General features: G+C 72.3%; 25 protein-coding genes. 15 read left to right on the top strand and 10 right to left on the bottom strand.

Annotated elements, in window-relative coordinates:
* Positions 1-112: 112 nt before the first annotated feature.
* The 3 genes from I6A60_RS20975 to I6A60_RS20965 all read right to left on the bottom strand — a co-directional run bounded on the left by I6A60_RS20975 (position 113) and on the right by I6A60_RS20965 (position 2,651).
* Positions 113-1,102, bottom strand: a complete 990-nt coding sequence (locus I6A60_RS20975) for a hypothetical protein (RefSeq protein ID WP_203042769.1) — start codon at positions 1,100-1,102, stop codon at positions 113-115.
* Between the two features lie 227 nt (positions 1,103-1,329).
* Complete coding sequence (locus I6A60_RS20970) at positions 1,330-2,124, bottom strand: L,D-transpeptidase (RefSeq protein ID WP_203021543.1); 795 nt, start codon at positions 2,122-2,124, stop codon at positions 1,330-1,332.
* A gap of 65 nt (positions 2,125-2,189) precedes the next feature.
* Positions 2,190-2,651 (bottom strand): hypothetical protein, encoded by a 462-nt coding sequence (locus I6A60_RS20965; RefSeq protein WP_203021542.1) that lies wholly within the window; start codon positions 2,649-2,651, stop codon positions 2,190-2,192.
* 234 nt (positions 2,652-2,885) lie between these two features.
* On the opposite strand from I6A60_RS20965, the gene I6A60_RS20960 reads away from it, so the two are divergent.
* The 3 genes from I6A60_RS20960 to I6A60_RS20950 all read left to right on the top strand — a co-directional run bounded on the left by I6A60_RS20960 (position 2,886) and on the right by I6A60_RS20950 (position 5,687).
* Entirely contained in the window at positions 2,886-3,386 is a 501-nt protein-coding gene (locus tag I6A60_RS20960; protein ID WP_203021541.1) for a VOC family protein, read from the top strand.
* 98 nt (positions 3,387-3,484) lie between these two features.
* On the top strand, positions 3,485-5,128 hold the full coding sequence (locus I6A60_RS20955) for a PqqD family protein (protein WP_307873786.1): 1,644 nt from the start codon (positions 3,485-3,487) through the stop codon (positions 5,126-5,128).
* 49 nt (positions 5,129-5,177) lie between these two features.
* Complete coding sequence (locus tag I6A60_RS20950; protein ID WP_203042768.1) at positions 5,178-5,687, top strand: hypothetical protein; 510 nt, start codon at positions 5,178-5,180, stop codon at positions 5,685-5,687.
* A gap of 116 nt (positions 5,688-5,803) precedes the next feature.
* Here I6A60_RS20950 and I6A60_RS44110 read toward each other — a convergent pair whose 3' ends face one another.
* The 5 genes from I6A60_RS44110 to I6A60_RS20925 form a co-directional block, all read right to left on the bottom strand.
* On the bottom strand, positions 5,804-6,178 hold the full coding sequence (locus I6A60_RS44110) for a ClpX C4-type zinc finger protein (RefSeq protein WP_049806831.1): 375 nt from the start codon (positions 6,176-6,178) through the stop codon (positions 5,804-5,806).
* 125 nt (positions 6,179-6,303) lie between these two features.
* Entirely contained in the window at positions 6,304-7,119 is an 816-nt protein-coding gene (locus I6A60_RS20940; protein ID WP_203021539.1) for an SDR family oxidoreductase, read from the bottom strand.
* A 34-nt stretch (positions 7,120-7,153) separates the two neighbouring features.
* A complete protein-coding gene (locus I6A60_RS20935) occupies positions 7,154-8,305 on the bottom strand; it encodes an acetyl-CoA C-acetyltransferase (protein ID WP_203021538.1) in 1,152 nt (383 codons plus the stop codon).
* Positions 8,306-8,369: 64 nt separating this feature from the next.
* Positions 8,370-9,065 (bottom strand): response regulator, encoded by a 696-nt coding sequence (locus tag I6A60_RS20930; RefSeq protein WP_238435878.1) that lies wholly within the window; start codon positions 9,063-9,065, stop codon positions 8,370-8,372.
* Positions 9,065-10,699, bottom strand: coding sequence for a sensor histidine kinase (locus I6A60_RS20925; RefSeq protein ID WP_238435877.1), 1,635 nt, complete (start codon positions 10,697-10,699; stop codon positions 9,065-9,067). Before I6A60_RS20925 ends, I6A60_RS20930 begins: the two co-directional genes overlap by 1 nt.
* A 214-nt stretch (positions 10,700-10,913) precedes the next feature.
* On the opposite strand from I6A60_RS20925, the gene I6A60_RS20920 reads away from it, so the two are divergent.
* The 11 genes from I6A60_RS20920 (at position 10,914) to I6A60_RS20870 (ending at position 21,843) form a co-directional block, all read left to right on the top strand.
* The gene (locus tag I6A60_RS20920) at positions 10,914-11,768 is read left to right on the top strand and encodes an ABC transporter ATP-binding protein (protein WP_203021545.1); all 855 of its coding nucleotides are present in this window, start codon (positions 10,914-10,916) and stop codon (positions 11,766-11,768) included.
* On the top strand, positions 11,765-12,643 hold the full coding sequence (locus I6A60_RS41880; protein WP_203021535.1) for an ABC transporter permease: 879 nt from the start codon (positions 11,765-11,767) through the stop codon (positions 12,641-12,643). Before I6A60_RS20920 ends, I6A60_RS41880 begins: the two co-directional genes overlap by 4 nt.
* A 178-nt stretch (positions 12,644-12,821) precedes the next feature.
* Positions 12,822-13,781: an ABC transporter substrate-binding protein gene (locus I6A60_RS20910; RefSeq protein WP_238435875.1), complete on the top strand. Its 960-nt coding sequence runs from the start codon at positions 12,822-12,824 to the stop codon at positions 13,779-13,781.
* Positions 13,782-13,997: 216 nt separating this feature from the next.
* Positions 13,998-15,446 (top strand): 2-hydroxymuconic semialdehyde dehydrogenase, encoded by a 1,449-nt coding sequence (locus I6A60_RS20905; protein ID WP_203021544.1) that lies wholly within the window; start codon positions 13,998-14,000, stop codon positions 15,444-15,446.
* 95 nt (positions 15,447-15,541) lie between these two features.
* Positions 15,542-16,345, top strand: coding sequence for a 2-keto-4-pentenoate hydratase (locus I6A60_RS20900; RefSeq protein WP_203021533.1), 804 nt, complete (start codon positions 15,542-15,544; stop codon positions 16,343-16,345).
* On the top strand, positions 16,338-16,775 hold the full coding sequence (locus I6A60_RS20895) for a RidA family protein (RefSeq protein ID WP_203021532.1): 438 nt from the start codon (positions 16,338-16,340) through the stop codon (positions 16,773-16,775). Before I6A60_RS20900 ends, I6A60_RS20895 begins: the two co-directional genes overlap by 8 nt.
* Positions 16,772-17,293: a 3-hydroxyanthranilate 3,4-dioxygenase gene (locus tag I6A60_RS20890; protein WP_203021531.1), complete on the top strand. Its 522-nt coding sequence runs from the start codon at positions 16,772-16,774 to the stop codon at positions 17,291-17,293. The genes I6A60_RS20895 and I6A60_RS20890 overlap by 4 nt, the downstream gene beginning before the upstream one ends.
* A 9-nt stretch (positions 17,294-17,302) precedes the next feature.
* Complete coding sequence (locus tag I6A60_RS20885; RefSeq protein ID WP_203021530.1) at positions 17,303-18,385, top strand: amidohydrolase family protein; 1,083 nt, start codon at positions 17,303-17,305, stop codon at positions 18,383-18,385.
* Complete coding sequence (kynU, locus tag I6A60_RS20880) at positions 18,382-19,668, top strand: kynureninase (RefSeq protein ID WP_203021529.1); 1,287 nt, start codon at positions 18,382-18,384, stop codon at positions 19,666-19,668. Before I6A60_RS20885 ends, kynU begins: the two co-directional genes overlap by 4 nt.
* Complete coding sequence (locus I6A60_RS20875; RefSeq protein WP_203021528.1) at positions 19,661-21,055, top strand: NAD(P)/FAD-dependent oxidoreductase; 1,395 nt, start codon at positions 19,661-19,663, stop codon at positions 21,053-21,055. The genes kynU and I6A60_RS20875 overlap by 8 nt, the downstream gene beginning before the upstream one ends.
* A complete protein-coding gene (locus I6A60_RS20870) occupies positions 21,052-21,843 on the top strand; it encodes a tryptophan 2,3-dioxygenase (protein ID WP_203021527.1) in 792 nt (263 codons plus the stop codon). Before I6A60_RS20875 ends, I6A60_RS20870 begins: the two co-directional genes overlap by 4 nt.
* A gap of 18 nt (positions 21,844-21,861) precedes the next feature.
* On the opposite strand, the gene I6A60_RS20865 is transcribed toward I6A60_RS20870, so the two are convergent.
* Both I6A60_RS20865 and I6A60_RS20860 read right to left on the bottom strand, forming a co-directional pair.
* Positions 21,862-22,719 carry a patatin-like phospholipase family protein gene (locus I6A60_RS20865; protein WP_203021526.1) on the bottom strand — a complete coding sequence of 286 codons (858 nt, stop codon included), beginning with the start codon at positions 22,717-22,719 and terminating at the stop codon, positions 21,862-21,864.
* A gap of 92 nt (positions 22,720-22,811) precedes the next feature.
* Positions 22,812-24,143: a hypothetical protein gene (locus tag I6A60_RS20860; RefSeq protein ID WP_203021525.1), complete on the bottom strand. Its 1,332-nt coding sequence runs from the start codon at positions 24,141-24,143 to the stop codon at positions 22,812-22,814.
* Positions 24,144-24,341: 198 nt separating this feature from the next.
* Here I6A60_RS20860 and I6A60_RS20855 point away from each other — a divergent pair, with 198 nt between their 5' ends.
* Positions 24,342-25,100 carry a S9 family peptidase gene (locus tag I6A60_RS20855; protein WP_203021524.1) on the top strand — a complete coding sequence of 253 codons (759 nt, stop codon included), beginning with the start codon at positions 24,342-24,344 and terminating at the stop codon, positions 25,098-25,100.
* Positions 25,101-25,134 lie beyond the last annotated feature (34 nt).

Here is a 25,134-nt window from a genome sequence, read left to right as displayed (position 1 = left end):
GGCCGATGACCCCCTGTGGCGCAGAAAAAAAGCCCAAAAAGCCGCCAGGGGGCGGCCGGCTCGGCGCGTCCGGTGCGGGCGCGCCGAGCCTGGGGCTCGCGAGTGGAGCAGGTCAGCCGGTGACCTGGGCCGGGGCGCCACCGATCGGACTCGTGCCGGCCGGGCCGGCGCCGCCCGCCGGGCCGACACCGCCACCGCCACCGCCAGCAGGACCGATACCGCCGCCAGCCGGGCCGCCCACCCCGCCGACACCGACTCCGGCCACGCCGACGCCGCCGACACCGGTGCCCACGCCGCCCTTGTCAGTTCCCGTACCGCCGATCGGCAGCGGGAAGGGCAGCGGCAGGAGGGCGACGCCGCCGCCCACGCCGTTCAGGTTGGGCCGCGGCGCCAGCGGCGCCCCGACCGAGTCCGAGGCCGGACCAACCGGCGCCTCAGGCGCGGCCACATCAGGCGCCACCGCGTCAGCTGCCACCGCGCCAGGCGCAGCGTCCGATACAAAGCCCGACGCGGCGCCAGGCACAGCGTCGGAGACGAAGCCGGAACCGGCGTCGGGTGTGGCATCCGGGGTGGCGTCAGAGACGAAGCCGGAAGGGGTGTCGGGCGCCTGGTCGGAGACGAAGCCAGGCGTGGCGCTCGGAGTGGTCGGTGCCAGCGCCGCCTTGTCGTCGGGGACGGTGAGGCTGGCCGGCGCCGAGGTGATGGTGCCGCCCTCGGAGGCCAGCTCGCCGCTGGCGGTCGCCAGGTCGGTGACGAATCCCTGGTCGAAGTCGGCCTGGGTGGTCGTGTAGGTCGCTTCGCAGGTCTCCGACGCTCCGGGGTCGAGCACGGAGTTCGGGCAGTCGATCGTCGACAGCCCGCTCTGCGGATCCTGGATGCCGACGTTGTAGAGCGTGGCGGTCCCGCCGTTGCTGATCACATAGCTGTACGTGAGCGTCTGCCCGGGGCCGGTGAACCGGCCCGGACTCGACGACGACGTCAGGGTGAGCGTTGACGACTGGGCGGCGCTGGCGGTCTGCGGGCCGAGCACGACCGCCGCGGCCGCGGCGGCTGTTCCCAGCGCGAGGGCGGCCGGCGCCGCGACCCGCGCAGAAATGATCACTGACCGGGTTCTTGACCCGGTTCTCCCGGCGATGCGCACATAAGCTCCTCGAGCACTCCCCGCCCCCGTTACCCCGACGGAGCCAGCGCCGGGTCGCGCGGCGGGATGCGGTTGACACTGCCGAGGGCAACCATAGTCACTTAGCGTAATCAGATTACTACATTGCACTACTCGGCGTGTCGAAAGCCGAGGGTCCCGGCACGCCCGGCCGTCAGAGAACCGGGCCGTCAGAGAACCGGGCTGCCCACGACGGAGATGGGGGTACCGGCCGGGACCTGGCGCAGCCGGGCCAGGTCGGCCAGGTGCAGCCGGACACAGCCGTGCGAGACCGCCGCGCCGGTCGTGCCGATCGCCGAGTCGGCGCCGAGCGGGCCGTGGATGCCGACGATGGCGTCCCCGGAGTTGGCCCAGTCCGTGATCTTCGTCGAGTGCGCGGACGTGACGAGGATGAAGTCGCCGTACCCGGGCCCGGGCGGGGGCGCGAACAGCGCGAGGAAGAACTCGCCCGTCGGCGTCGGGTCATCCGGAGTGCCGACGCCGGCCGGGGCGTCCAGCGCGAGCCTGTCGTTCTGGTAGAGCCGCAGATGCCGGTCGCGGACGGAGACGACGATCCGGTAGGAGGTGCTCACCAGCCGCGCATCGGCCGTCCGGATCCACGCCGTCGAGAAGTTCGGGCGCTGCGCCAGCCGGACGCGGAGCCAGCCGGGCCGCAGGTCGATCACCGGCAACGCCGTCGGCGAACCCAGCCACGCCCCGGGCACCACGCCCGCCGCCTTCTTCGAGTCGGGCGTCCCGTACCGCGGGATGTCGTGGGACAGCTGCGCGATCAGCGTGACGCCCGGTGGCAGCCGGGGCTTGGCCGGTTCGGTGGCCGCCGGCGCCGGCGGGGTCGAACCGGACTGTCCCCCCACTGCGCCCACGATCAGGACGACCGCCGTGACCAGGCCCGCGACGGTCGCGAGCGCGCCGACCACCCGCCCCCACCGCCGCGCGAGCCACCGACCCAGCTCCGCCCCGCCCACGACGTTCTCCTTCTCCTACGAGCCGCGCGTCAGCACGGCGCGGGGTGAAGCGGACGGCGAGGCTGTCAGCCGAACTGGACGTCGCGCAGCACGCAGCGCAGGGTGTCCTTGCCGCGGCCGGCGGCGCCGGCGACGGAGAACGGGGCCGACGCACCCGGCTCGACGCCGGGCACCTTGACGACCCGGGTGTCGATGACGGTGCTGCCCCTGTCGGTGACGAAGTCGACGACGATCGAGTACGACCGCTTGCTCTTCGCCGTGTTGCGCACGGTGCCCGCGAGCGACCAGCCGCCGTCCTTGTCCGGGCCGCAGGTGCCGGCCGTGGCATCCGGGCGGGCGCCCTTCGCGGGGTCGTAGCTCGGCACGGAGACCGGTACCGACGGGCCCGCCGCCGCGGCCGGGCGCGCGGACCCACCCGTGGAGCAGGCGGCCAGACCACCGGTCAGCACGACGGCCAGCCCGGCCGCGACCGTAGTCCTGGCCCGCGCGGGGCGCCGCCAGGTGGCCGGTCTCGGTCTCATCACCATGTCGCGACTCCTCCAGGCCCGCGTCCGCCAGCCGATAGAGCAAGTCTCACCTAGTAGTCACCTGAACACCATTAGCGACACTCAAGGTCCCATCACGTCGGGGACGCCGCGTGTGACGGCCCTGCGCCGTGGGACCGCGACCTGGCGGAGGTGCGCCCGCGCCGGCCCACCGGGTACGAACAGCCGAGAACCCGGTGCGACCACGGCACCGGCAGCGCAGAAGGAGGGACGCCGGTGACCACCGACAGGACGCGGACACCCGCCGCTACGACGGGACCCGGCGACTCCGCGCTCAGCCAGCCCCGCTGGACTCACATCGCGCTGCCGTCCGGGGATCTGGACGCCTCGATCGCGTTCTACACGTCGATGACGCCGCTGGTCGTCGTCGCGACCCGGGAGGACCCCGACGGCCGCAACGCCTGGCTGTCCAACCCGGGCCAATGGGAGACGCCGTTCGTCCTGGTCCTGACTGCCTTCAACGCGGCGAAGGGCACGCGGCAGGGCATCCTGAAACCGTTCGCGCACCTCGGCATCGAGGTCCCGCGACGCTCGGACATCGACGCGATCGCCGCGAAGGCCCGGGTGGACGGCAGCCTGTGGTGGGAGCCCCGGGACATGCCGGACCCGGTCGGCTACATCTGCGCGGTGCATGACCCGGATGGCAACGTCGTCGAGTTCAGCCACAACCAGAAGGTGTATGCGACCGTGCGGGAGCTATGGGGGCCAGACCGCTGAGGCACCATAGCTCCCGGACCTGTGTCGACGTGATTCAGCCGACCTGCCAAAGCTGACCAGGACCGCTCGTCCACGCATCGACGGTAGGATTTCGGTTCGTGCCAGACGAACGGGGGCGGGCGCTGCCACGGCTTTGCGTGGGTATGGCGACGTACGACGACTTCGATGGGGTCTGGTTCACGATCCAGGCGATTCGGCTCTACAAGTCCGAGGTATCGGCGGAGCTGTCGTTCGTGGTCATCGACAACCACCCCGAGGGAGCCGCCGCGGAGGCCCTGCGGGCCTTGGCGGACTGGATTCCCGGCTATCGGTACGTCCCCTTCGCCGGCTATCGCGGCACGGCCGTGCGTGACCTGGTCTTTCGCGAGACCGAGGCGGACATCGTCTGCTGCGTCGATTCACACGTGCTGCTGCGGCCCGGTGCGCTCACCCACCTCGTGAACTGGTTCGACGCCCATCCCGAAAGCCGGGACCTGCTGCAGGGGCCGTTGTTGTACGACAGCCTCGGTGAGCCGGCCGCGACGCATCTGGAGCCGACCTGGGGTGCCGGCATGTTCGGGCAGTGGGGGCGCGACCCGCGGGTCGACGACCCGAGCGGTGAGCCGTTCGAGATCGCGATGCAGGGACTCGGTCTGTTCGCCTGCCGCCGGGAGGCGTGGCCCGGGCTGAATCCCAGGCTGCGCGGTTTCGGCGCGGAGGAGGGCTACCTGCACGAGAAGTTCCGGCAGCGGGGCGCACGGGTGCTCTGCCATCCCGGGCTGGGCTGGCTGCACCGCTTCCCACGGCCCGCCGGCACCGGGTACGCGAACCGGTGGGAGGACCGGATTCGCAACTACCAGGTGGCCTGGTCGGAGGTCGGCTGGGATCACGCTCCGATCGAGGAGCATTTCCGGGAGCTGCTCGGCCCGGACGTCGACGCCGACGCGGTGTTCGGGCAGGCCCGTGCCCAGTCCGAGCACCCGCTGGCCGTCTTCGACGCTGTTCTGTGCGTGGCCGGCGACGACGAGGCCTGTGCCGCCCACACGCATCCGGCCGACGTCGCCTGGCGGGTGGAACGGGTCACGGGGGACGCCGAGCCGGCGGCGGACCCGGAGTGGCGGCGGCTGTCCCGGTGGCGGGCCGCCATCACGGCGGCGGCGCGGCGCGGCTACGGCCATGTACTCGTGGTCGACGACCCGGCCGGCCCGGTGGTACCAACCTGGCCGGATCACCGGGACCAGCTCGCGGTGGTCGCGGACGAGAACTGGGACGTGTGCCTGCTACCGGCCCCCGCGCCCCGCGGCGGCGGGAGCGCGCCCGTCACCGTGGCGGTACATCAAAGGGCCTACGAACGCCTCCTGGCGGATTTTCCACACGACGCACCCGCTTTTATGGAATTCCGTAAGACCTGGGGCGACCCGCGTCGGTACCTTCGTGAACGTATTGCCGACGGGTTTCTCACCGCGGTCGACCTATCACACGACTGGTCGGATGACGACCGGCCCGTGCTCGCGCCGGGGAACGAGGTGATACAGCTCACGGATGGCTTCCTGGTCCGCCAGTTTTCTCCGCCACGCGAACACCGCCTGAACAACACCGCCGCGGTCATCCTGGAGCTCTGCGACGGCGACCGCACCGTCGCGCAGATCGCCGAGTCACTCGCTGAGGCATTCGCGCTGGCCCCGGCCCCGTCCGCCGAGGTGGCCAACTGCGTCGCGCAGCTCCGCGAAATCGAGGTTCTGGCGGAATCCGGGATCGCCTAACCTTGATGCGATATCTTGGCGCCCTCAGTGGTGATGTGTAGGGGGGACCATGGAGGAGCGCCCGCGGGACGATTCGGCGGACGGCCCGATCGACGAGGACAGCCTTCCCGGTAGCACCGGGCGGCGGTCCTTCCTCAAGCAGATGGTCGCGCTCGGTTTCAGCGTTCCCACCGTCAACACCCTCGGCAACTGGTGCGGCCCGCGGCCTGGGCACACCACTCGTCCGCCGCACACGACGCACCCACCGCGGACGACGACCAAGCCGCCGGTCACGTCGACGACGACCACCGCGCCGCCGTCCACCACCACCAGCGTGGCGCCGACGACCACACTCGTGCCCACGACGACCCTCGCACCCACCACGACGCTCGTGCCGACGACGACAGAGGCACCCACCACCACGCTGGTGCCCACGACGACGCCCGCACCGACGACGACGCTCGTGCCGACGACCACGCCGGCACCCACGACCACAATCGCGCCCACCACGACGCTGGCACCGCCCATCACCACCACCACACTCGCGCCGGCAACCACCACGACGCTGGTGCCTTTCTAAGGCTCTCGGCCGGTCCCACGGTCGCCAACCGCCGCGACGCTAGGTCGTTGAGCGGTCGCTCGACAGGGCGACCGGGCCGCCGCTGCGCGTTCCGCGGAACGCGCCGCCGCCGCGGGCTAGTCCTCGCCGGAGAAGCGCTCCCACGCTGCCTGCTTCGTCACGCCGAGGGTCTCGCCGATGCGGGTCCAGCTGATTCCTCGGCGACGCAGTGCGTCCACGTGATGGTGGACGGCGGCGTCGACCTGGGAGACCACGGCCTGAATCCGGGCCAGGCTGGCGAGTAGCTCGTCATCGGACTGTTCATCCCAGGATCCGAGCTCGGGCGCCGGGAGCGGGATGATCTGGTTGCAGAGGTCGACGCAGACGTTGCAGATGTAGACGCCAGGACCGGCGACAAGCTTGGCGACCGAGTTCTGGTCCTTGCCGCAGAACGAGCAGCGGGCGAGCGCCGGCTCGCTGGTCGTCACTGTGGACGCTCCCGAAGTAGCCATGCCGTCAAGGTAGCCCTGACGCCTAAGGCCGTCAAGAACACCTTGACGCACCCCGGCGGGGCGGCAGGCGGCGGGACAGAGCGCGGCGACGGGTCATCGGGCCGCAGCCACGAGACCGGCCGGCGTCAGGCGTTCTTGTTGGTGGCCACGTAGAAGCCGGGGAGCTCGCCGCCGCCGTGAACCTCCAGGTCGGCGCCGGTGACGTAGCCGGCGAGCGGGGAGGCCAGGTAGAGGCAGGCGGCGGCGACGTCGGCGGGCAGGGCGGCCCGGCCCATCGGGACGACGGCGTCGATCGCGGCGGTCGCCTCGCCGTAGAAGCCGCCGGCGTCGACGGCGGTGTTCGCGAGCCCGACCGTCACGTGGTTGACCCGCACCTTCGGCGCCCACTCCAGCGCGAGGGACGAGGTGAGCGCGACCAGGCCGGCCTTGGCCGCCGCGTAGGCGGCCGAGCCCGGCGCCGGTCGGCGGCCGGAGACGCTGCCGATGTTCACGATCGCGCCGCCGCCGGACTGGGTCTGCATGACCGCGTTGGCGGGCTGGCTGACGTAGAAGGCGGCGTGCAGGTTGAGGGCGACGACCCGTTCGAAGAACCGGGGCGAGGCCGTCGCCGCGTCGGCGACCGGGCCGCCACCGGCGTTGTTCACCAGGACGTCGAGGCGGCCGAACCGGTCAGCCGCCGCGGTGACGAGCCCCTTCGCCTCGGCCGCGTCCCGGATGTCGGCGGCGACGAAGCTGGCCTCCCGGCCGGCGACGGCCGGCAGTGTCTCCGGTCGTGACCGGCCGCAGACGAGCACGTCGGCGCCGGCCGCGAGGAACGCCAGGGCGATCGACCGGCCGATCCCCCGGGTCCCGCCCGTCACGATCACCGCCTGGCCGTCGTACCGGGCGGCGTTGCCGGCCACGGCGACCGCCGCCGCGATCTCGCCCTCGCCCTGTGTCATCAGACCGACCCCGCTCCCGCGCCTCGTCGCCGGCTCAGCCCAGCCGTTCCAGGATGGTGACGTTGGCCTGGCCGCCGCCCTCGCACATGGTCTGCAGGCCGAAACGGCCGCCGGTGCGCTCCAGCTCGTGCAGCAGGGTGGTCATCAGGCGGGCGCCGGTGGCACCGAGCGGGTGGCCCAGCGCGATCGCGCCGCCGTTGACGTTCACCTTCTCCGGATCGGCGCCGGTCTCGGCGGCCCAGGCGAGCACCACGGAGGCGAAGGCCTCGTTGATCTCGACGAGGTCGATGTCGTCGAGCGTGCGGCCGGCCTTCGCCAGCGCGTGCGCGGTCGCCGGGATCGGCGCGGTGAGCATCCAGACCGGGTCCGCGCCGCGGACCGAGATGTGGTCGATGCGGGCGCGGGGCGTCAGTCCGTGGGTCCGGACCGCGGCCTCGCTGGCGATCAGCAGCGCGGCCGAGCCGTCCGAGATCTGGCTGGCGGTGGCCGCCGTGACCCGGCCGCCGGGCGTCAACGTCGGCAGAGAGCGGATCTTCGCCCAGTTCGGCTCGCGCGGGCCCTCGTCGGCGGCGAGGCCGAACGCGGGCACGATCTCCCGGTCGAACCGGCCCTCGGCGCGGGCCGCGATCGCCCGCTCGTGCGAGTGGACCGCGAACTGCTCCATCACGTCCCGGCTCAGCGACCACTTCTCGGCGATCATCTCGGCCGAGCGGAACTGGGAGACCTCGCCGTCGCCGTACCGCGCCCGCCAGCCCGGCGAGCCGGAGAACGGGTCGGCGAAGCCGAGCGCCTGGCCGGCGGTCATGGCGTAGGAGATCGGGATCGCGCTCATGTTCTGCACGCCGCCGGCGACGACCAGGTCGGCCGTGCCGGAGAGCACCGCCTGCGCAGCGAAGTGCACGGCCTGTTGGGAGGAGCCGCACTGCCGGTCGACGGTGGTGCCCGGCACGTGGTCGGGCAGTCCGGCCACCAGCCAGCAGGTGCGGGCGATGTCACCGGCCTGCGGGCCGACCGCGTCGACGCACCCGAAGATGACGTCCTCGACCGCGCCCGGGTCGACGCCCGAACGCTCCATCAGGGCGTTGATCGCGGCAGCCCCCAGGTCGGCGGGATGTACCCCCGACAGCGCGCCGCCGCGCCGACCAACCGGAGTCCGGACCGCTTCAACGATGTAGGCCGCTGGCACGACAGGTCACGCTACCAAGCGTTTGCTTGGTACACCACCGATTCCGGTCGCCAGAGGCTCAACCTCAGGTGGCGGGGAAGTAGCGGTGCTCGGGGCGTCCGGTCGCGCCGTACCGCAGCTGTAGACGAAGGAGGCCATGGTCGGCCAGGTAGCGCAGGTAGCGCTGCGCGGTGGCGCGGCTGATTCCGACCGCGGCGGCGACGTCGACAGCCGAGACCTCGCCGGGCGCGGCCGCGACGGCGTTGCGGACCAGCTCCAGGGTGGGCGCCGAATGTCCCTTCGCCGGTACCGGGATCTTCGGGACAGTCCGGCGACGCAGCATTCCGAACAGCTCGTCGACGTCCTCCTGCCTGGCGTCTCCGATCTCGAGGGTGGCGATCCGCCGGCGCAGGTCAGCGTAGGAGAGCAGGCGGTCGCGCAGGTCGGCGAAACGGAATGGCTTGACCAGATAGTGGACAGCACCGAGCTGCATGGCCGTACGCACGGTACTCACGTCGCGGGCCGCGGTGATGGCGATGAAGTCGGGCGGGTCGCTCCGCTCGGCGAGGGCGCGCATGAGGGAGAGGCCGTCGCGATCTGGCAGGTATACGTCCAGAAGGATCACGTCGGGCCGCAGCCTGTTGACCAGGTCCAGCGCGGTCGCGGCGCTGTTCGCGGCGCCGATCGCGACGAATCCGTCCACCCTGCCGACAAACGCGGCGTGAATCCCGGCAACGCGGTAGTCGTCATCGACGATCAGCACCCGGATGGGACCGTTCATCACGCCACGAGCACCCCTCCCGCGGACATGGCCTCGCCGGACCTCGGGAGCCGGACGTCGAAGGTCGCGCCAGGGCCCTCGGATACGTCGATGTGTCCACCGACGCGCTGGACCAGGCGGTGGACGAGCGCGAGCCCGAGTCCACGGCGAAGGCTTCCCCGCGCGGGCTTGGTAGAGAAACCGTCGAGGAAGACCGACCGGCCGATGCCCTCGGGTATCCCCGGCCCATTGTCGACCACCCGTACCCGCACGTCGTCCTCGTCCTCGAACAGGTCCACCGTGACCCCTGGGCCGACAACCGCCGGGTCCGCGCTGGACAACGCCTCGAACGCGTTGTCGATCAGGTTTCCGATGATCGTTACCAGCGGGTCACCAAGGTCCGGCACCTCGCCGAGCCAGGTCTCCTCACCGATCGACAGGGCGATGCCCCGTTCGCTGGCCTGGGCGGCCTTCCCGACGAGCAGCCCGACGATCAGTGGTGAGCCGATGCGAGCTGCCAGGGCGTCCCCGAACCGGCTCTCGCGGGCATGCAGCTCCGTGAGGTAGCCGAGAGCCTCGTCGGCATGGCCCAGTTCCAGCAGCCCGGCGACGGTGTGCATGCGGTTGGAGAACTCGTGCTGCTGGGCGCGCAGGGACTCGGTCAGGCCACGGACGTTGTCGAGCTCCCGCAGCAGCCCCGCCATCTCGGTGCGGTCCCGCAACGTGACCACCGCGCCGTGTGGCCGGCCGTAAAGGGTGACGGGCATCCGGTTGACCGTGAGGCAGTAGTCGTCCGTCAGCACCACCTCGTCGGGACCGGCGATCTGACCGGTCAGCACGGCGGCCAACCGCCCCGGCTCGACCAGCTCGTCGAGACGTCTGCCCACGCCGGCGGTTCCGATGCCGAGCAGCCGCCTGGCCTCATCGTTGATCATCGAGACCCGCCCAGCCGGGTCGAGCGCGATCATGCCCTCTCGGATGCCGTGCAGGGTCGCCTCTCGCTCCTGGAGCAGCAGCGAGATCTCCTCCAGCTCCAGGCCGAACGTCTGACGCTTCAGGCGCCGCGCAAGCAGCCATGAGGCGACCGCGCCGCACGCGAGCGCCACGGCGAACCAGAGTGCATAGACCGGCAGCGACCGCCACAGCGCCAGCGAGACAGAGCTCTCGCGAATGCCGGCCGACACCTCGCCGACCAGCTGCCCCCGACCGCCGGAGATCGGCGCCTTGCCGTTGGCGGAACGCCCGGTGCTCCCGTTGTCGATGCCGGTGTGCGTCTGGCCGTCCGTCGTCGCGATCGGCTCACTGACCTGCTGACCGATCAGGGCGGCAATCGGGTGCGAATGCCGGACGCGGTTCATGTCGATGACGACGACGTACGAGGCCCCCGTCTCTCGACGGATCCGCTCCGCGATCATCTCCACCCGTGTCGAGCAGGCCGGCTTCGGGGCCTCCAGGCACCCGATGACGTCGGGCACGCCCGCGGTGGTCTGCGCGATGGCCGCGGCGCGCTGCTCGTACTGCCCGTCCAGCTGGCCACGCTCGACGCGAGCGAACAGCACGAAACCGATGAGAACCGTCGCGCCGAGAATCATCAACTGGTTGATCAGGATTCGGGTGGACAGCTTCCGGTTCATCCCGCGCGACACGGACGTCATTGTGCGGTGGATCACAGGGTCCGGCAAGTTGACCGACGGACCCATTCATGAGCAGAACGCGCAAAACCCCGAGATGCGCGCGAAACCGTGACGTCACCGTGGTGTCACTTTACGTTCGGCCAACCACAGCTTCCGACCGTGTCCGACGACACGGCGACCGAGGAGGTGAGCCGACACGATGGCCAGCAAACCGACCATGGCCAGCCAACCCAACATGGCCAGCCAACCCAACGCCACCGCGGGCGTCACGCCCGCGGCCCTCGGAGGGGCCGGGATCGAACTCGACGGGGTGACCAAGCGGTTCCTCGACCCCGCGGGACGCGCGTTCACCGCGATCAGAGGCGTGACGTTCCGGGTCGAGCCCGGGCGTTTCTGCGCCGTCGTCGGACCCACCGGTTGCGGTAAGTCCACCACCCTCGGCCTGGTCAGCGGGCTGGAGAAGCCCAGCGACGGCACGATCACCGTCGACGGCCGTCCGGTACGCGGGCTGACCGACGGCGTCAGCTTCATGTTCCAGGCGGATGCCCTCCTGCCGTGGAAGACCGTACTTGGCAACGTCGCGCTCGGGCCGGTCCTCAACGGCCGCGGCCGGCGGCAGGCCGAGGCCACGGCGCGCGACTGGCTGCGCCGGGTCGGCCTGAGTGGCTTCGAGGACCACCACCCGCACCAGCTCTCCGGCGGCATGCGCAAACGGGTCGCCATGGCCGCGGCGCTGATCAATGAGCCCCGCATCCTGCTGATGGACGAGCCGTTCGGCGCGCTGGACGTCCAGACCAAGGCGATCATGCAGACCGAGCTGATCACTCTGTGGGAGCAGTTGCGGCCCACCGTCGTGTTCATCACGCACGACCTGGACGAGGCCGTCGCTCTGGCCGACCAGGTCGTCGTCATGACGTCGGGCCCCGGCTCGGTCAAGACCTCCTACGACGTCGACCTGCCGCGCCCGCGTGGCGCCGTCCAGGACCTCCGGTTCGACCGGCAGTTCCTGGACGTTCAGCAGCAGATCTGGAGCTCGCTGCGGGACGAGGTCGAGGCCGCGTACGCGCGCACCGCGGCGGCGAGCGCGTGAGCACCATCGCCACATCCGCCGCGGCCGTCCCCGCCGACGCCACGGTGGACCGAGCCTCGGCCCTGGCCCGCCGGGCACGTCGGCGCCGCCGGCTGGCCGTGTGGGGCGCGCGCCTGCTCTTCGCCGTGATCGTCCTCGGTGGCTGGCAGCTGTTCACCAGCCTGAAGATCGTTGACCCGTTCTTCTACGGCCAGCCGACCGGGATCTGGCGGCGGACGCTCGACCTGTTCGAGCACGGCACGGAGTTCGGGTCGTTCTGGACGGACATCGCCACCACGCTCAAGGAGGCCGTGTTCGGCTTCGTGATCGGCGCCCTCGCCGGGATCGTCCTCGGCGTCAGCCTCGGGCAGAACCATTTCCTGGCCGACGTCCTCGGGCCCTATATCAAGGTCGTCAACGCGATCCCGCGCATCGTCCTCGGTTCGATCTTCATCGTCGCGTTCGGTGTTGGGACGACCCCCAAGGTGCTGCTCGCGGCCGTGCTGGTCTTCTTCGTGGTCTTCTTCAACGCCTTCCAGGGCGTGCGCGAGGTCGACCGGACCATCCTGTCCAACGTCCGGGTGCTCGGCGCGTCGACATTGCAGATCGTCCGCCACGTGACGCTCCCGTCCGCGCTGACGTGGATCATCGCGAGCCTTCACACGGCCTTCGGCTTCGCGATCGTCGGGGCGCTCGTCGGCGAGGTGCTGGGCGCCCAGCACGGTGTCGGCCTGGTGATCCGCACCTCCCAGGGCAACCTCGACCCGAACGGCGTCTTCGCCGGAATGCTCGTCGTCGCCGTCATCACCCTGGTCGCCGAGTACCTGATCACTCTGCTGGAGCACCGGGTCCTGTCCTGGCGCCCCCCGAGCCCGACGGAGAGCGCGGCCATCTGACCCGCCGCCCTCCGCACGTTCTCCCTGCCCATTTTCGAAAGGAAGCTGACTCGCCATGCGCAGATCCGTGGCCGCCATCGCAGTCGTCGGTGCTCTCACCTTAGGAACCGTCGCCTGTTCAGGCGGCTCAGGTTCTTCCAAATCCGGCTCGGGAACGAGCACGCCGACCGTGCGCCTCATGGTCGGTGGGATCGACAAGCAGATCTACCTGCCGTACAAGCTCGCCGACCAGCTCGGCTTCTACAAGAAGTACGGCGTGAACGTCGTGCTGAGCACCGAGTCCAACGGCGGCACCGGCGCCGAGGACGCGATGGCTTCCGGCCAGGTCGACATGGCCGGAGCCTGGTACAACCACACGATCGACTTCCAGGTGAAGGGCAAGGCCGTCGAGGACGTCGTGCAGCTGTCCGGCGCGCCCGGCGAACGCGAGATGTGCGGCACGAACAGCGGCGTGCACTCGGCGGCTGACTTCACCGGAAAGACGCTCGGAGTCACCGATCTCGGCTCCGGCACTGATTCGCTCACGAAATTCCTGGCGGCGCAGAAGGGCCTCAAGTCCGCGGACTTCCACCGTCTCGCCGTGGGCGCCGGATCCACCGCTATCGCCGCGATCAAGGGTGGCTCCGCCGCCTGTGTCATGACCACCCAGCCGACGGTCACCGCCATGCAGAAGCTGGGGATCGCCTACTCGGCGATCGACCTCGCGACGACCTCCGGCGCGACCACCGCACTCGGTGGCGCCTGGCCCGCCGCGGGTGTCATCGCCCTCACCAGCTGGGTCAACAGCCACAAGGACGCGACGCAGCGGGTCGTCGACGCACTCGTAGCGACCATGCACTGGATCAACACCCACACCGCGACCGACATCGCCAACGCCCTGCCACCGACCTACGTGCAGAACAGTGTCATCTCCAAGGCGGACTACATCAGCGCGCTGAGCCAGGACAAGGGCCAGTTCCTGCCGGACGGGATCATGCCAGCGGGCGGCCCGAAGACGGTGCTGGCGATGGAGGAGCTGATCGGGTCGGCGACGTCGTCGGTCGACCTGTCGACGACGTTCACCAACGACTTCGCGATCCAGGCGAACAAGGTGGGGGGCTTCAGCACGACCACCACGCCCGCGGGCGCCCAGGGCTGAGCCCGTCCCAGGAGACCCGCGGCGGCTCCGGATCTGATCCGGAGCCGCCGCGCGGCTGTGCGCATCGGCGTGCGGCAGCCTGCTCGGTATTTGCGGAACATATGGAGCCGCCCGACACTGGTGGGCGTGGCTTCCGCGACCGTCCCCGTCGGCCCGACGACGGCCGGGCGAGCCGCACCCCGGAGCACTGCCGGGGCAGGCGGCGCGGACCCGCCCATCTTGCGCGCCTTCGTAGCCGGTTGTCCGGTCGACGGGGGCCCGAGCTGGGACAACGTCGACCCGGTCGACGGCTCGGTCCGCTCCCGGGTGCAGGAGTCCGGCAAGGATCTCGTCGACCGGGCGGTCCTGGCGGCCCGGGCCGCGCTCGACGGTCCGTGGGGCGCGCTGTCGGTGGCCCAGCGGACCGCGCTCATGCGCGGGGTCGCGGACCGGATCGAGGCCCGGTTCGAGGAGTTCGTGCTGGCCGAGAGCGGAGACACCGGCAAGCCGCTGGCGCAGGCCCGCGAGCTGGACGTGGCCCGCGCGGTCGCGAACTTCCGGGCGTTCGCCGACATCGTCGCCGCCGCCGGGGCGCCGAGCTTCCTGACCGACCTTCCGGGCGGGAAGCAGGCGCTGAACTACGCCGTCCGCAAGCCGCTCGGGGTCGTCGCCGTGATCGTCCCGTGGAACCTGCCGCTGCTGCTGCTGACCTGGAAGGTCGCGCCGGCACTGGCCTGCGGGAACGCCGTCGTCGTCAAGCCGAGCGAGTGGACGCCGACGACGGCGACGCTGCTGGCCGAGGTGCTCGCCGAAGCGGGCGTGCCGGACGGCGTCTACAACGTGGTGCACGGCTTCGGGCCGGGGTCGGCGGGGCAGTTCCTAACCGAGCATCCTGGCGTCGACGGCGTGACGTTCACCGGCTCGTCGGCGACCGGGTCGGCGATCATGCGGACGGTCGCTCCGCGGGTGCGGCCGGTGTCGTTCGAGCTGGGCGGCAAGAACGCGGCGGTCGTGTTCGCCGACGCCGACCTGGAGCTGACGCTCGCCGGGCTGGCCCGCTCGGTGTTCGCGAACACCGGCCAGGTCTGCCTGTGCACGGAGCGGGTCTACGTCGAGCGGCCCGTCTTCGACGACGTCGTGGCCGGGCTGGTCAAACAGGCGGAGGCCCTGCGGCTCGGCCGACCGGACGACCCGGCGACCACCACCGGACCGCTGATCTCCACCGAGCACCGGGAGAAGGTGCTGAGCTACTACCGGCTCGCCGAGGAGCAGGGGGCCCGGGTGCTGGTCGGCGGCGGGGTGCCGGCGCTGGGTGACGGCCTGGACGACGGGTCGTGGATCTCCCCGACGCTGTGGACCGGGCTGACGAACGCGGACACGCCGCTGCGGGAGGAGATCTTCGGGCCGTGCGCGGCCATCGTCCCGTTCGACACCGAGGACGAGGCGGTCCGGCTCGCCAACGACACCGACTACGGGCTGGCCTCAGCGGTATGGACGACGAACCTGTCGCGCGGGCACCGGGTGGCGCAGCGGATGCGGGTCGGGCTGTCGTGGGTGAACACCTGGTTCCTGCGGGACCTGCGCTCGCCCTTCGGCGGCGTCGGCCTGTCCGGGATCGGCCGCGAGGGCGGCGAGCACTCCTTGGACTTCTACACGGAGCTGACCAACGTGTGCGTGGCCCTGTGAGCGCGGGAGCGAGTCCGCGGAGTGGTCGTCCGAGGGACGAGGACGGCCGCGGAGCGGACTCGCGACGGAGCGAACCAGAGACACAGCGCGCGCCTTTGGGTCACCAGCCGATCGAACCCACGGCCGAGTACCTCGACGGCGCGCGGCTGCGGGTCACGGCGGTGCCCCAGCTGCCGGCGGGGCTGGGACTGGCGGACGCCTACGCGATCCAGCGAGCCGTCGTCGGGCGGCGGCTGGCGCGTGGTGAGCGGCTGGTCGGCACGAAGCTCGGGATGACGAGCCGGGCGAAGATGGAGCAGATGGGGATCTCCGAGATCATCTGCGGCCAGCTCACCGACGCGATGGCGGTCCCCGACGGCGGCGCGGTGGATCTGACGAAGCTGATCCATCCGAGGGTGGAGCCCGAGGTGGCCTTCCGGCTGGCCCGGGACGTCGACCTGAGCGACCCGGACGTGGACATCGTGGCCTGCACCGGCGGGGTCGCGGCGGCGCTGGAGATCATCGACTCGCGGTACGCGGACTTCCGGTTCAGCCTGCCGGACGTCGTCGCGGACAACACCTCGGCGGCGTTCTTCGTCCTCGGGACGTGGCGCCCGCCGATGTACGAGTCGTGGCGGCAGACGCTCGGCACGCTGCCGGTCCAGCTGTTCGCCGACGGCGAGATCGTCGAGGCGGGGTCCACGAGGGAGATCCTCGGACATCCGCTGAACGCGTTGCGGGCGCTGGTCCCGCTCGCCCGTCAGCACGGGCTCCCGCTGCGTGCCGGGCAGGTGATCCTCGCCGGCGCGGCGACGGCGGCCGTGCCGTTGCGGCCCGGCCCGGTGCGGGTCGAGATCTTCGGCCTCGGCACCGCGAGCGTGCGGGCCGAGGCCGGCGGCGGGGCCGGCGCCGATGGCTGAGACCTCCGGCTCGGCCAGGGTGGTCCCCGGGAAGGCGGCGCCACGCGGGCGGTTCCCGCACGTGAAGCTGGCGGGCGACTTCGTCTACCTGTCCGGGACGTCCTCGCGGCGGCCCGACAACACGTTCGTCGGCGCGGCGGTCGACCCGCAGGGAACGACGTCGCTGGACATCCGGGCCCAGACCAGAGCCGTGATCGAGAACCTGGGCGCGCTGCTCGCCGACGTCGGGGCCGGACTGGCCGATCTCGTGGACGTCACGGCCTACCTGGTCAGCATGAACGACTTCGGCGGCTACAACGAGGTCTGGGCCGAGTTCTTCGACGAGACCGGGCCGACCCGGACGACCGTCGCCGTCCACCAGCTCCCGCACCCGCTGTTGCTGATCGAGATGCAGGCCGTCGCGTACGTCCCGAGAAAGGCCGAGCCATGAGCCTCTCCCAGCCGATCAACCTCGGCGCCTGGATCGAGGAGAACCAGCACCTGCTCAAGCCGCCGGTCGGCAACAAGACGCTGGTGGTCGGGGACGACTACATCGTCCAGGTCGTCGGTGGGCCGAACGCCCGCACCGACTACCACGTCGACCCGTACGAGGAGTGGTTCCACCAGCTGCGGGGCTCGATGCACGTCAACGTCATCGACGAGGACGGCAGCCCGCGGCGCATCGACATCCGGGCCGGCGAGACCTGGCTGCTGCCCCGAGGCGTCCCGCACTCGCCGCAGCGGCCGGAGGCGGGCTCCGTCGGGCTGGTCGTCGAGCGGATCCGGGAGGAGGGACTGCTGGAGAAGTTCCAGTGGTACTGCCCGGAATGCGCGGCCCTGGTGCACGAGACGGAGCTGCAGGTGCGCGACATCGTCAAGGATCTGCCACCGGTGTTCAGCGCCTTCTACGCCGACGAAACCGCTCGGACCTGCCCCAAGTGCGGCACCGTGCACCCGGGCAGGGGCTGACGCCGGCCCATGCGACCCGCCGAGTCCCCGGCCCCGGGCGTCGAGGTGATCGACGTCCACACCCACTACGTGCCGCACGGCTGGCCGGACCTCGGCCCGGACACGCCGACCGCCCGGTTCGAGACCGAGGCCGAGGTCATGATCATGCTGGGCGGCCGGGAGTTCCGCCGGGTCGCCTCGGACTGCTGGGACGCTGAGATCCGGCTGGCCGACATGGACGCCGACGGGGTGGCACAGCAGGTCGTCTCCCCCACCCCGGTCTTCTTCTCCTACGCCCACGACGTCGCCCAGGCCACGAAGATCGCGCACATCCTCAACGACCTGGCGCTGGAGATCTGCGCGCCGGCGCCAGGTCGGCTGCTGCCGATGTGCCAGGTCCCGCTGCAGGACCCGGACGCGGCCTGCGCCGAGCTGGAGCGCTGCCTGGCCGCCGGCCACGTCGGCGTCGAGATCGGCAACCACGTCGGCGACCACGACCTCGACAACGAGGGTGTCGTGACGTTCCTGCAGCACGCCGCGGCGCTCGGCGCGCCGGTCTTCGTGCACCCGTGGGACATGCCGACCTCGCCGCGGCTCGACCGGTGGATGGCGCAGTGGCTGGTCGGGATGCCGTCCGAGACGCACCTGTCGATCCTGGCGATGATCCTCGGCGGGGTGTTCGACCGGGTCGACGAGGGCTTGCGGATCTGCTTCGCCCACGGCGGCGGCTCGTTCGCCTTCTGGCTCGGCCGCCTCGGCAACGCCTGGCACCGGCGGGGCGACGTGATCGGCACGTCCGAGCTGCACCCCGAGCGTTACCTCGGCCGGTTCTACGTCGACTCGGTGGTCTTCGACGCCGGCGCGCTGCGGCTGCTCGTCGACACGATCGGCGCCGACCGGGTCGTCGTCGGCAGCGACTACCCCTACCCGCTCGGCGAGCGCCCCGCCGGCTCCGTCGTCCACGGGGCCGACTTCCTCGACCCCGCCACCCGCGCCAGGCTGCTCGCCGGCAACGCGCGCGGCTTCCTGGGGCTCGCCGCACCCACCGCCACGCCACTCGCCGCACCCGCCGCCGCGGTCGTGGTCGCGGGCCGGGTTGAGGGGCTCGGGTGACGGGCCCGCTCGCGCTGGTCGGCCGGGAACGCCACGCGTTGGAGCTCGACGCGGACGATCCGCTGCCGACCCGCCGGGACGAGTTCCACCTGCCGCCCCACGCGGGCGGGGCGGCGGCCTACTTCGCCGGGAACTCGCTCGGGCTGCAGCCGAAGGCGCTGCGGGCCCGGCTCGGCGAGGAGCTGGACGACTGGGCGCGGCTCGGCGTCGAGGGGCATCTGGAGGCCCGCCGGCCGTGGCTGCCCTACCACGAGCTGGCCCGGGACCCGGCCGCGCGCCTGGTCGGGGCGCTGCCGCGCGAGGTCGTCGTGATGAACTCGCTGACCGTCAACCTGCACCTGCTCATGGTCAGCTTCTACCGGCCAACCCCAGAGCGGCACCGGATCGTCATCGAGGACAGCGCGTTCCCGTCGGACAGCTACGCGGTCCGGTCGCAGGCCGCGTTCCACGGCCACGACCCGGACGAGGCGATCGTCCGGCTGGCACCGCGGACCGGCGAGGCGGCGCTGCGCTCGGAGGACGTCGTCGCCTACCTGGCCGAGCAGGGGGCGGGCGTCGCGCTCGTGCTGCTCGGTGCCGTCAACTACTACAGCGGCGAGCTCCTCGACGTCGCCGCGATCTCCGCCGCCGCCCACGCGGCGGGCGCCGTCGCCGGCTGGGACCTCGCGCATGCCGCCGGCAACGTCGAGCTGCGGCTGCACGACGCGGGCGCAGACTGGGCCGCCTGGTGCTCGTACAAGTACCTCAACGCGGGGCCTGGCTCGCTCGCCGGCGCCTTCGTCCACGAGCGGCACCTGGCCGACCGGTCACTGCCGAAGCTCGCTGGCTGGTGGTCGACCGACCCCGCGAGTCGTTTCCAGATGGCGCCGACGGTCACGCCCGTGGACTCGGCCGACTCCTGGCAGCTGTCCAACCCGCCGATCCTCGCGCTGGCCCCGGTGCTGCTCTCACTCGAGATGTTCGACCAGACCGGCCTGCCTGCGCTGCGGGCCAAGAGCGTGCGGCTGACGGCCTACCTGGAGTCGCTGCTCGACGAGGTCTGCGCGTCGCGGGACGCCGAGATCATCACCCCGCGCGAGCCGGAACGCCGGGGCGCCCAGCTCTCGGTCCGCGTCCACGGCCACGACGTCGGCCCGCTGACCGAGCGGCTGCGCCACGACCACGGCGTCCTGGCCGACGCCCGGCGCCCCGACGTGATCCGGCTGGCCCCCGCGCCGCTGTACTGCACCTTCCACGACTGCTGGCGGGCCGCCGGCGCGCTCGCGGCGGTGCTCGATGCCTGAGTGGGCCCGCTCCGACGAGCCGGCGGACCAGCGGCGCGTCGTGATCATCGGAGCCGGCCTGGCCGGCTGCCTGCTGGCGACCCTGCTCGGTCGCCGCGGCCTCGATGTGATCGTCTACGAGCGGCGTGAGGATCCCCGCACCGCGCCACCGGAACGCGGGCGCTCGATCAACCTGGCCATCTCCGCGCGCGGGCTGGCCGCGCTCGACCACGTCGGGCTACGGGAGCAGGCCCTGTCCCGGGCGCTGCCCATGCACGGGCGGATGGTGCACGACCCGGCCGGCGGGCGCAGCTTCCGCCCGTACAGCGCCGACGGCCGACGGGCGATCAACTCGATCAGCCGCGCCGAGCTGAACCTCGCGCTGCTCGACGTCGCGGCGAAGACCCCCGGGGTGAACGTGTCGTTCGGCTGCCGGCTCACCCACCTGGACCTCGACACCGGCGAGCTGCGGTTCGAGACCGACGAGGGGCCGCGGCTGGCTCGGGCGGACCTCGTGCTGGCCTGCGACGGCGCCTTCAGCGCGGCCCGGCGCGCGGTCACGTTCCGCGCCGGCTTCACGTTCGGCCAGGACTATCTCGACCATCGGTACAAGGAGCTGACGATCCCGGCCCGGGACGGCGAGTTCGCGCTGGACCCGGACGCGCTGCATATCTGGCCGCGTGGGGAGTCGATGATGATCGCCCTGCCGAACCTGGACCGGTCCTTCACCTGCACCCTGTTCTGGACAGCGGATCAGTTCGCGGCGCTGCGGACCCGCGCGCAGATCGTCAGCCACTTCCGCGCGCACTATCCCGACGTCGTCGGGCTGGCACCGGACCTGGTCGAGGACTACCTGCGCAACCCGCTCGGCTCGCTGGCGACGATCCGCGCCTGGCCGTGGGTGCACCGCGGTTCGAGCGTGGGCGCGGGTACGAGCGTGGGCGCGGGCACGGCCACGACGCTCGCACTCGTCGGCGACGCCGCGCACGCCATCGTGCCGTTCTTCGGCCAGGGCGCGAACTGCGCGTTCGAGGACTGCGTCGAGATCGACCGCTGCCTGGCCGAGTCCGGCGACGACTGGCCCGCGGCGCTGGCCGCGTACGAACGCCGCCGCAAGGCGAACTGCGACGCGATCGCCGAGATGGCCCTGGACAACTTCGTCGAGATGCGCGACCGGGTGAGCTCGAGGACGTTCCAGGCGCGGGTCGCCGCCGAGCACTGGCTGGAACGCCGGCTGCCCGGCCGGTTCGTCTCCCGCTACGAGCTGGTCAGCTTCACCACGATGCCCTACGCCGAGATCCCGGACCGGATGCGCCGCCAGACGCGGCTCACGGCGCTCGCCGCCGCCGGAATCGCGGGCCTGGGGGCCGCCGCCGTCGCCGGCGCCACCCGCGGCGGGCGCCGATGACCGGGCCGGGCGTGTCCAGCCAGGAGGCGGACGAGCTCACCTACGGCACCTACCTGCACCTCGACGAGCTGCTCGCGGCCCAGCACCCGCGGACCGAGGAACACGACGAGCTGCTGTTCGTGGTGATCCACCAGGTGTACGAGCTGTGGTTCAAGCAGATCCTGCACGAGCTGGCCCTGCTGCAGCGCCGGTTGGAAGCCGGCGACGGCGTCGGCTCGATGCACACCGCCGGGCGCGTCGCGAAGATCCTCAAGACGGTCGTCGGGCAGCTGGACGTCCTGGAGACGATGACCCCACGCCAGTTCGCCAGCTTCCGCCCCGAGCTCGGCTCGTCCAGTGGGTTCCAGTCGTCCCAGTTCCGCTGGATCGAGGCGACGCTCGGCCGCCGCGACTTCCCCCACCCCAGCGGTGACGCCACCCTCGACGCGATCGTGGGCCGCCGGTCGGTCTTCGACTCGCTGCTGCGCTACCTGGCCACCGCCGGCTGGCAGCTCCCCGCGGAGATCCTGGACCGGGATCCGGCCGAGGCCTGGCCGGGCGACGACGCGGTCCAGGCCGCGCTCCTGGAGGTCTACCAGGACGAACGCGCCGCCCCCGCCGGTGTCTGCGAGGCCCTCGTCGACATCGACGAGGGAATCCAGGAATGGCGCTACCGCCACGTCAAGATGGTCGAACGGATCATCGGCGCCCGGGCCGGCACCGGCGGCTCGGCCGGCAGCGCGTACCTGCGCTCGACCCTCTTTCGCCCCAGCTTCCCCGACCTGTGGCAGGTCCGGTCCCGGCCCTGACCGGCTACACGTCGCCGACTACGGAGCAGTGTCGGCCCAGAAGGCGCGGACGGTGGAGGCGAGGTAGCGGCCCTGGCGGCGCCCGGCGCGGGCCGAGGCCGGGCGGACGCTCGGGTCCAGCGGGTTCACGCCGAAGGCGGACTGGGCCGCGTCGTCGGTGCTGATCACCATCACCCGGCTGCCGGCCGACTCCAGCTCGTGCACCTCGTCGTCGATGCCGAGGAACGGGCCCCGGGCCGGCATCGTCATCGCCGCGACGACGAGGACGACGTCGTGGCCGGCGGCGAGCGTCGCGTTCGTCGGCGAGCCGGAGCCGCCGTCGATGTAGCGCCGGCCGCCGATCGTCACCGGCGGCCAGACCCCGGGAACGGCGCAGCTGGCCGCCACGGCGTCGACCAGGGGCACGCCCGAGTCCTTGTCGAAGACGAGCAGCGCGCCGCGCTCGGCGTCGATCGCAGTGACGAGCAGCCGGGCCGCGGGCCAGGCGTGGCTGGGCAGCCGGGACTCGATGACCCGACGGCGCTCGGCCTCGGCGACGGTCGGCGTGGCCAGCGCCATCGCGCCGATCCGGGACAGCGCGGACTCCAGGTCACGGGCGCCGCTGACCGCCTCGCCGAACATGGTCCACAGCAGCTCCGGGTCGAGCTTGACCGACAGCTCGGTTCCCGCCTCGTGCGCCGCCAGCTGGAAGGCGAGCGACGGCTGGAGGCTCGGCTCGGTCCGCAGCAGCGCGCCGGCCACCGAGCCGGCCGACGATCCGATCACCGTGTCGGCCGCGGCCAGGTCCGAGCCGCCGCTGGCCAGCTCGGCAAGCAGCCCGATCTCCCACGCCAACCCGGCGAGCCCGCCGCCACCGAGCACCAGCGCCCGCGACATGCGCCCCAGCCCTCCTGCCCCGGCCTACCGACTCCTACGCCGGCCTACCGGCCTTGTCCGCGTCGAACACTGCCACGACTGCGTGCCACGGGCTAGACCAGCTGGTCGCGCAGGGTGGCGGCCGCGGCGCGCACCTCGTCGTCGAACGCGTGCCGCAGCTGCTCGCGCCGGATGCGGCGGGCCGCGGCGACGGTCTCGGCGGTCGGCGCCACGGCGCTCGCGGCGGCCGGCTCCGGCGGGCGCGGGACCGTGGGCGGATCGGCGAACTCGCGGTACAGCAGCCAGCAGCCGTGGATCCCGGCGAGCAGGTCCTCGAGCAGGTCGACGGCCGGGCGGCGCGGGTCCAGCGGAGTGAGCCGGTCCGGCAGCACGACGGTCTCGCCGATCTCCTCGTCGTCGTCGTCATCGTCGGCGAGGCCGAGCGGGTCGTCGGAGTGGTCGTCGTCGGAGCCGTCGTCGAGACCGCCGCGGATCTGGATCGCCAGGCCGTCGACCGGCGTCGGCGGACGGGTCAGCAGCCGCGGCAGCGGGCCGTCGTCGTCGCCGTCGGCGTCCCGAGGGCCGCCGTCCTCGACGATCTCGGCGACCCATTCGAAGATGTCGTCCAGGTCCGGGTTACGCCCCTCCGCGACGACCATCGCGTGCGAGATCAGGTCGAGCACGGCCTCGCGGGGCGAGTCGCCCGCCTCCACCTGGTGTAGCACCAGGGTCGGTGTCCGGTGCGGCAGCGGCTCGATCGCGTCCGCCTCGGCGACGACCTGGGTGACGTCGAGGTCGGCGTGCTGGGCGGCGACGATCGCAGCCGCGTGCAGCCAGTGCGCGGCGGCGATCGCGGCGGCGGTCGGCTCGACGTCGGTGAACAGCGCCCGCGAGCCCAACGGGTCGCCCCGTAGCAGCAGGTCGGCCGCGGCGATCTGCAGCGGCGAGGCGTCGGCCCGGCTCAACGTGACCGCCTGGCGGGCCCGGCCGGACAGCTCACCCAGCTCGGCGCTCTCGACGGCGGCCAGCTCGGCGCGCACGTCGGCGGCGACCTGGTTGGTCAGCTCGGTGTCGGCGATCGTGTGCAGCGCCCGGCCGACCCGGTGCGCGGCCTCCTCCACGACGACCACGGCCTGCTGGATCAGCCCCTCGCGCGGCAGGTGCGGGCTCTCGATCGCCGCGACCACCTTGCCGAACACCTCGCGGCCGCGGCCGCTGAGGTTGTCGTCCCCGGTCGGCAGCGCCTGCAGCGCGGCCTCCTCGGGGTGCGTATACGTGCGCCAGGCCGCCGCGGACAGGAACGTCAGCGTGCGGGCCAGCTGAAGGGCGTCCGACTCGTCCACCGTGGTCGGGAAATGGGCGACCCGCGCGGCCACGTCGCCGAGCCCGGTGTCCCAGGACACCACCAGCGCGTGGTCGTGGACGTCCACCGCATACCGGCTCATCGGCGACCACCTCCCCGTGCGCCCGGGCACGGCCTGAGGGCATGATGCCCTCCAGACGCGGACGGAAGCGTGATCACGCCCCGTCCCCTGGGGGGCGCAGCACGTCCCCCGTGATCAGGCTACGTCGAGTGGCGCCCGCCGGCAGGGCCAGTCGACGGCTGCGCGGAAATGTTCTCTCTGTACCGGCGGGAGTGGGCCGTGCGACCGACCGTGCACCGGTATGGCCGGGATGGCGACCAGTTCGGCGAGCTGTGGCTGCCGGCCGACGGGACGGGAGCCGCGCGCGGCACCGTGGTCCTGCTCCACGGCGGGTTCTGGCGGGCCCGGTACAGCTCGACGCTGGCCAGGCCGCTGGCCCGCGACCTGGCCGGGCGTGGCTACGCGGCCTGGAACCTGGAGTACCGGCGGGTCGGGCGCGGTGGCGGCTGGCCGGCCACGTTCGCCGACGTCGCCGCGGGGATCGACCTGCTGGCGACGCTGCCGGTCGACACCGCCCGGCTCGTCGCCGTCGGGCACAGCGCGGGCGGGCACCTCGCCGTCTGGGCCGCCGGGCGCTCCAGGCTGCCCGCGGGCGCGCCCGGCGCCCGACCGGGCGTCGAGCTGACCGGCGTCGTCTCCCAGGCCGGCGCGGTGTGGCTGGCGGACTGCGCCCGCGACGGCGTCGGCGGCACGGCGGCCGTCGACCTCATGGGCGGGACCCCGGCGGGGCTTCCGGAGGCCTATCGCCTGGCGGATCCGGGCGCGGCGATCCCGCTCGACGTTCCGGTGCTGTGCGCGCACGCCCGCGCCGACGACGAGGTCCCGTTCGCCCAGAGCGTCCGCTACGTCGAGGTCGCCACCGCCGCCGGCGCCCCCGCGCGCCTGCTGGAGACCCCGGGCGATCACTACACGCTGATCGACCCGGCCGCCCCGGACTGGGAGCTGATCGTCGACGCCCTCCCTGAGCTGCTCGGCTGACGCCCGCGGGGCAGGCGTGGCTCGGGCCGCGCCG

The sequence above is a fragment of the Frankia sp. AgB1.9 genome (assembly GCF_016786355.1).
In the GTDB taxonomy this organism is placed as follows: Bacteria; Actinomycetota; Actinomycetes; order Frankiales; family Frankiaceae; genus Pseudofrankia.
This window is presented reverse-complemented; position numbering and strand designations above follow the sequence as displayed.

What these genes read in the sequence shown, in the direction of transcription:
- I6A60_RS20875 (WP_203021528.1), top strand. Translation starts at nt 19,661, where the DNA reads ATGCCTGAGTGGGCCCGCTCCGACGAGCCGGCGGACCAGCGGCGCGTC.
- I6A60_RS20940 (WP_203021539.1), bottom strand. Translation starts at nt 7,119, where the DNA reads ATGACACAGGGCGAGGGCGAGATCGCGGCGGCGGTCGCCGTGGCCGGC.
- I6A60_RS20885 (WP_203021530.1), top strand. Translation starts at nt 17,303, where the DNA reads ATGCGACCCGCCGAGTCCCCGGCCCCGGGCGTCGAGGTGATCGACGTC.
- I6A60_RS20910 (WP_238435875.1), top strand. Translation starts at nt 12,822, where the DNA reads ATGGTCGGTGGGATCGACAAGCAGATCTACCTGCCGTACAAGCTCGCC.
- I6A60_RS20965 (WP_203021542.1), bottom strand. Translation starts at nt 2,651, where the DNA reads ATGGTGATGAGACCGAGACCGGCCACCTGGCGGCGCCCCGCGCGGGCC.
- I6A60_RS20890 (WP_203021531.1), top strand. Translation starts at nt 16,772, where the DNA reads ATGAGCCTCTCCCAGCCGATCAACCTCGGCGCCTGGATCGAGGAGAAC.
- I6A60_RS20950 (WP_203042768.1), top strand. Translation starts at nt 5,178, where the DNA reads ATGGAGGAGCGCCCGCGGGACGATTCGGCGGACGGCCCGATCGACGAG.
- I6A60_RS20930 (WP_238435878.1), bottom strand. Translation starts at nt 9,065, where the DNA reads ATGAACGGTCCCATCCGGGTGCTGATCGTCGATGACGACTACCGCGTT.
- I6A60_RS20860 (WP_203021525.1), bottom strand. Translation starts at nt 24,143, where the DNA reads ATGAGCCGGTATGCGGTGGACGTCCACGACCACGCGCTGGTGGTGTCC.
- I6A60_RS20895 (WP_203021532.1), top strand. Translation starts at nt 16,338, where the DNA reads ATGGCTGAGACCTCCGGCTCGGCCAGGGTGGTCCCCGGGAAGGCGGCG.
- I6A60_RS20870 (WP_203021527.1), top strand. Translation starts at nt 21,052, where the DNA reads ATGACCGGGCCGGGCGTGTCCAGCCAGGAGGCGGACGAGCTCACCTAC.
- I6A60_RS20925 (WP_238435877.1), bottom strand. Translation starts at nt 10,699, where the DNA reads ATGACGTCCGTGTCGCGCGGGATGAACCGGAAGCTGTCCACCCGAATC.
- I6A60_RS20865 (WP_203021526.1), bottom strand. Translation starts at nt 22,719, where the DNA reads ATGTCGCGGGCGCTGGTGCTCGGTGGCGGCGGGCTCGCCGGGTTGGCG.
- I6A60_RS44110 (WP_049806831.1), bottom strand. Translation starts at nt 6,178, where the DNA reads ATGGCTACTTCGGGAGCGTCCACAGTGACGACCAGCGAGCCGGCGCTC.
- I6A60_RS20920 (WP_203021545.1), top strand. Translation starts at nt 10,914, where the DNA reads ATGGCCAGCCAACCCAACGCCACCGCGGGCGTCACGCCCGCGGCCCTC.